Genomic DNA, 531 nt, shown 5'->3' with positions numbered 1-531 from the left:
CGGACGCCACGGTCACGGTTGAAGCCACCGCCCGAGGGGCGATCGTCACGACGGAAACCGCCACCGGACGGGCGGTCGTCACGACGCGGACGGTCGTCACGGTCGCGGTTGAAGCCGCCACCGGAGGGGCGGTCGTCACGACGGGCGCCGCCACGGTCGTTCGACCAGCCCCCACGGGACCGGGGCTCGTAGCCTCGGCCGTCGTCCGATCGACGCTCGGGACGGTCCTGGGGCTGGTTCGACATCGTGGTGACTCCTTCTGCTGCTTCAGCTCCACCGCGGACTGAGCAACTCCGCTGCCGTCACGCGGTTTCGGCGCCGGCCTCCTGGCCGCGCACCATCTCCATTGTCCGACATCCCGGAACACTCCGCCTGGGCGAAGGTCCCGGTCTGTCGGGGTACTACTCGTTCGCAAAACACAAAAAGGCCGCGGCCCCAGCGAATCGCTGGGGCCGCGGCCTTGAATAATTGTTCGGCGGCGTCCTACTCTCCCACAGGGTCCCCCCTGGAGAACCCACCGCGCCGAGAGGC

At 69.3% G+C, this 531-nt stretch carries 1 protein-coding gene; it reads left to right on the top strand.

Features of this window, described 5'->3' with window-relative positions:
• The coding region (locus tag AB0R04_RS38640) for a hypothetical protein (protein WP_363378839.1) at window positions 1-287 on the top strand (287 nt) is incomplete at its 5' end.
• Window positions 288-531: the final 244 nt, after the last annotated feature.

The sequence above is a fragment of the Kitasatospora sp. NPDC056731 genome (genome assembly GCF_040687675.1).
GTDB lineage: Bacteria > Actinomycetota > Actinomycetes > Streptomycetales > Streptomycetaceae > Kitasatospora.
This window is presented reverse-complemented; position numbering and strand designations above follow the sequence as displayed.